This is a genomic window from Nocardioides stalactiti (genome assembly GCF_014180715.1).
Lineage (GTDB): Bacteria > Actinomycetota > Actinomycetes > Propionibacteriales > Nocardioidaceae > Nocardioides > Nocardioides stalactiti.
Map to the genome: position 1 here is coordinate 1 of NZ_JACEFC010000136.1, position 4,396 is coordinate 4,396.

General features: G+C 71.1%; 8 protein-coding genes. 1 reads left to right on the plus strand and 7 read right to left on the minus strand.

Annotated features, from left to right (window positions below; all coding sequences use genetic code 11):
- The 5 genes from H0487_RS19680 to H0487_RS19700 form a co-directional block, all read right to left on the minus strand.
- A partial coding sequence (locus H0487_RS19680; protein WP_183095941.1) for an HNH endonuclease occupies positions 1–418 on the minus strand: 418 nt, incomplete at its 3' end.
- A 49-nt stretch (positions 419–467) separates the two neighbouring features.
- Positions 468–797, minus strand: coding sequence for a WhiB family transcriptional regulator (locus tag H0487_RS19685; protein WP_183095930.1), 330 nt, complete (start codon positions 795–797; stop codon positions 468–470).
- A 118-nt stretch (positions 798–915) separates the two neighbouring features.
- The gene (locus H0487_RS19690; RefSeq protein ID WP_183095931.1) at positions 916–1,086 is read right to left on the minus strand and encodes a hypothetical protein; all 171 of its coding nucleotides are present in this window, start codon (positions 1,084–1,086) and stop codon (positions 916–918) included.
- A 256-nt stretch (positions 1,087–1,342) separates the two neighbouring features.
- On the minus strand, positions 1,343–1,837 hold the full coding sequence (locus tag H0487_RS19695; RefSeq protein WP_183095932.1) for a hypothetical protein: 495 nt from the start codon (positions 1,835–1,837) through the stop codon (positions 1,343–1,345).
- Positions 1,838–1,851: 14 nt separating this feature from the next.
- Positions 1,852–2,211 carry a hypothetical protein gene (locus H0487_RS19700; protein WP_183095933.1) on the minus strand — a complete coding sequence of 120 codons (360 nt, stop codon included), beginning with the start codon at positions 2,209–2,211 and terminating at the stop codon, positions 1,852–1,854.
- Between the two features lie 183 nt (positions 2,212–2,394).
- Between H0487_RS19700 and H0487_RS19705 the strand changes: the two genes are divergently transcribed.
- On the plus strand, positions 2,395–3,114 hold the full coding sequence (locus H0487_RS19705) for a hypothetical protein (protein ID WP_183095934.1): 720 nt from the start codon (positions 2,395–2,397) through the stop codon (positions 3,112–3,114).
- A 6-nt stretch (positions 3,115–3,120) separates the two neighbouring features.
- Here the strand turns inward: H0487_RS19705 and H0487_RS19710 are convergent, their stop codons facing one another.
- On the minus strand, positions 3,121–3,543 hold the full coding sequence (locus H0487_RS19710) for a hypothetical protein (protein ID WP_183095935.1): 423 nt from the start codon (positions 3,541–3,543) through the stop codon (positions 3,121–3,123).
- A gap of 44 nt (positions 3,544–3,587) precedes the next feature.
- Positions 3,588–4,175 (minus strand): mismatch-specific DNA-glycosylase, encoded by a 588-nt coding sequence (locus H0487_RS19715; RefSeq protein WP_312856027.1) that lies wholly within the window; start codon positions 4,173–4,175, stop codon positions 3,588–3,590.
- Positions 4,176–4,396: the final 221 nt, after the last annotated feature.

Genomic DNA, 4,396 nt, shown 5'->3' on the forward strand with positions numbered 1-4,396 from the left:
CCCGCGTCGGCACCCAGGGCTCGAACCGCAGCGGCATGCCCGCCTCCCGGGGGAGGCGGTCGGCCTTGCGGTGGTTGCACCGCCCGCAGGCGGCGACGGTGTTGAGCCACGTCCAGCCACCACCGCGCGACTGCGGCAGCACGTGGTCGACCGTGGTCGCCCGGCCACCGCAGTAGGCACAGGTGTGCTGGTCGCGGACCAGCACGCCGCGCCGGGTGTAGCCGGCCGGGCGGTACATCCACTTCGCAGCGACGTACCGCACCAGCCGGATCACCTTCGGCCACGGGTGCGGACCGATCATCCGGTCCTCGTGCGCCTCCTCGACGGTCGCCACCTGCCGGAACAGCATCCGCACAGCGTGCTGCACGGACACGGTCCCCAGCGGCTCGTAGGAGGCGTTCAGCAGCGCGACGTTCATGACCACTGACACCTCCTCTCCGTGTCTCGGGTGTGCGGTCGGGTCGCCCTCAGGCGGCCGAGCCGACCTTGGGCGGCCGGCCCCGCCGCGGTACGGCGGACTGCGGCTTGCCGTTCTCGAGCAGCACGCCGCCCCAGACGCCGTACTCGTCCCGCCGCACACCGAGGTCGAGGCAGAGGTCCCGCACGGGGCAGTCGGCGCAGAACGCCTGTGCCGCGGCGAGGCCCACCTCGTCGGTCGGGTGGAACAGGTCGGGGTCCGGGTGGTCCGCACACGCCCACACGAGCTTCGGGTCGTGCGGGGTCGGTGCGGTGAAGGCGATGGTCACGCCCTTGGTGTCGAACCGGTCCTCGTGGACCGAGATCTTCCGTGCAGTCATCGCCTGTCACCTCCTTGATGTCGGGGCGATGTGGGTGGGTGGGGGTTCTGGAAAAATGCGAAAGGCCGCTCCGCGCGCGACTGCGCTGGAGCGGCCCGAGGCCGGTGCGGTGATGCACCTACTCCACGGGCGGCTCCAGCAGCGGCAGCTCCTGACCTTCGGTCCGGCGCGAGGCCAGGCCGAGGTCGAGAACGCCCTCAGGGCATCCGAACAACGAGAACTTGGGGGCAGCACCCGTCGCGCGGACCGCACTGCGGTTCGCGTCGAGGTGGATGCGATAGGTGCCCACGTCATGTCCTCTGTCAGGTGTTGTGCTGATGGCGCGCCCGGGTCTGTCCCGGCACACGTAGGAAAAGGGTAAGGGCCCGGAGAGGGTCGGGCCTAACGCTTTTACGGCCGAATCCGGACCTTCCTGGGTCGAAAGGGGACTTATCCACGACCGCCCGGGGATTCGACCTAGGAAGGTCCGGATTCGGCCCAGGAAGGTCCGGATTCGACCTAGGAAGGTCCGGATTCGGCCCAGGAAGGTCCGGATTCGGCAGGCGTCAGATCTCGCGGCTCGCGCCGGGGGCGCCGGGGCCGGGGATCGAGCCGGGCGGCGGCGGGCCGAGCTGGCTGGTGCGGATCCAGTCGATGCCGTAGTCGGCGGGGTTGAGCGGGTCGACCATCACGCCCAGGCGCGCCCCCGGCAACAGGTGCCGGATGTTCAGCTCGGCGACGACGTGGTCGGTGGTGACGACGTACGGCTCGTAGCCGTCCTCGCGCTCCACCCGCGCGGTGATCCGGACGACGGGGGAGGTGTTCGCATAGGTCCCCACCTGCCAGGACCCCTCGACGATCGCGACCGCGGGCAGGCCCTCGCCGTTGGTGAGCTGGAGGTGACGCGTCATGCGCAGACCGATGTCGGTGTTGTCGGCGGCTTCCTTCATCTGGTTCGGGATGTCGGCGATCTGCCCGAAGAAGGACGACGGCCGCCCCTCGCTCTCCAGGTGCTTCTGGTTCGCCTTGTACATCCGCTGGAAGTCGCTGAAGAGTCCCATGGCGGGTCCCGACCTCAGTAGCCGAGGAACTTGCGGAACTGCTGCCCCACGGCCATGGACTGGCCCATCCGGGCGACCCATCCGTCGAGCGCGGCCTTGGCGTCACCCGCGGAGACACCGCTCTCGCTCGCGATCGTGATGAGGCCCGCCTCGTCGTTGACGCCGCGCGCCTGGGCCTCCTTGGCCCAGTTGGCGTAGTCCTGGAGCGAGACGCCGTTGATCGGCTCCCAGATCGGGTCGTTCTCCGCGACCGATCGGGTCGAGGGGCCGCCCATGATCGCCGGGTCGATGGGGCCGGCGCCCTGCACGTGGACCATGCCCGGCTGCTGTCCCTGGCCAGTCAGTGCTTCCTTGGCCTTCGAGAAGAATCCCACGGTGTGCCCCTTCCGGCCGCGCGACGCAGCCTTGTCCGGCCGTTGATCGGCCCCTGTCGCCGAACGTAGGACCGTCCGGAGGGGGAGGGGGAGGGGATCGACGTCTCAGAGTGGTCTCAATCGATCGCGCCGCTCCTCGGTCAGGTGGTGGCCGCAGGACCTGGCGTGCCTTACGTTTCGGGCATGGCGAACGAGCCGGACCCCCCGAACGAGTGGCGCGTCTACGAGCAGGACAAGACCCCGGACCCCGAGCCGGCGCCGCCGAGCGCGCCGCCGAGCGTGTTCCCCCCGGTGCCGTACGGCGACGCCTCGTCGTCCTCGCAGCCCATCGTGATCCGCTCGTCGAGCGGCGGGCCCAAGCTGGTGCTCATCATGATCGCGGTGATCGTGCTCGGCGTGGTGGTGGCCGGTGCGGTCGCGATCTTCGCTGCTGTCGACAGCGGTATCGGTGGCCTCGGCGGCATCGACGCCAAGGACCCTGACGACTTCGAGGAGCTCATCGCCACGCTCGAGGAGGAGCGGGGCACCACGGTGGTGCACGACGTCAACTTCTACACCGACTACATCATCGTCTACATGCCCTACACCGACGACCCGAAGGACGACCGCCAGATCGCCTTCACCTGGCGGGGTGGGGACCTCGAGGAGTGGACCCGCGGCACCACCACGGACCCGCGGTTCGACCTGAAGGAGATCGACCCGGACGTCATCGAGGGCATGTGCGACCCGGTGCTGGAGCGGGCCGACGGCGCCACCCCCGACGACTGCTCCGTCTTCCTCTCCCCGCCGTCCTTCGAAGGGGACGAGGGGTGGTTCCGGGCCTCCGCGTCCGACGACTTCGGCCGGAGCGTCACCGTGAAGTACGACAAGGAAGGCGTCGAGATCCCGGAGGAGACGCCCTGACCACGGTCAGGCGCTGAGCACACCGATCTCGTCGAGCGGCGCCGGCGCGAGCCGGTGGTCGTCGGCGACGTGGACCACCTCGCACGGGACCTGGGCGAGCCGCGCGGCCTCGTAGAGCGCCGCCGCCCACCGCCGGTCGTTGGCGTCGAGCACGCCCCCGCCCGGCCGGGTGCGGAGGAACGCCACCCGGGCGTCCGGCACGTGCCGGACGGCCCAGGCGCGGAGGAACTCGTGGAGCGCGGGCGCAGTCGGGTCCGGGGGCAGGTCGCTCGGCGGCACCGGCACCTCGACGAGGGTCTTCTCCGGTCGGCCGTCGGGGTGGAGGAGGACCAGCCAGAGGCTGGTGCGGCTGAAGCCGAGCGGCTCCATCAGGCGGCGCCAGAGCCGCTCGAGGTCGGCCTGGCTGAGGATCGATTCGTCGTCGGTCATGCCGCCACCCTGCGCGCGATCCCGCGACCGCGCGAGGGGTCGGATCAGCTGTCCACAACCCCGGCGGCGCGAGCCACCTCGCCGTACGCCGTCGCCAGGCTGGCGACCGTCTCGTGGGCGTTGAGGCCGCTCGGGTTGGGCACCACCCAGAGCTCGGCTCCGGCGAGCGGCTCGGGCTGGCGGCCCATGACGGCCTTCCGCTGGCCGAACGCGGTCCGGTAGGCGGTGATCCCGGCGACCGCCACCACCCGGGGCTGCAGCCGCTCGACCAGTGCCGCCAGCTCCGCGCCGCCCGCCTCGAGCTCGTCCTTGCCGAGCTCGGAGGCCTTCGCGGTCGCGCGCCGGACCAGGTTGGTGATGCCGATGCCCCGTGCACGGAGGACGTCGCGCTGCGGGTCGTCGAGGCCGTCGGCCGGGTCGACCGGCTCGACGATCACCCCTGCCTGGAGGAGCGCGGGATAGAACCGGTTGCCGGGGTGGGCGAAGTGGGTCTGGGTCGCGGCGGTCCACAACCCCGGGTTGATCCCCACGAACAGCAGGCGCAGGTCGTGCTCGGGCCGGGTCGGCAGCAGGTCGGGGACGACGGCGTCGCGGAAGGACTCCAGCTCGGCTCGGGAGAACGTACGGCGCACGCCGCCATTCTGACGGGTAAGGAACCTGCCCTCCGTGGGTACCGTCCCAGTCATCATGAGGCGCTCCCTGGGTTCCCTGCTCCTGATCGCCCTGCTCGCCGGCGCCGCCGCGTGCGGCGAGGAGACCGACGTGCCCGCGGAGGCGGACGACGGCGCTCCCACCTCCTCGAAGGACGTCGTCGGCGACGGCGAGGTCGTCACGATCGTGGCGGGCACCGCGG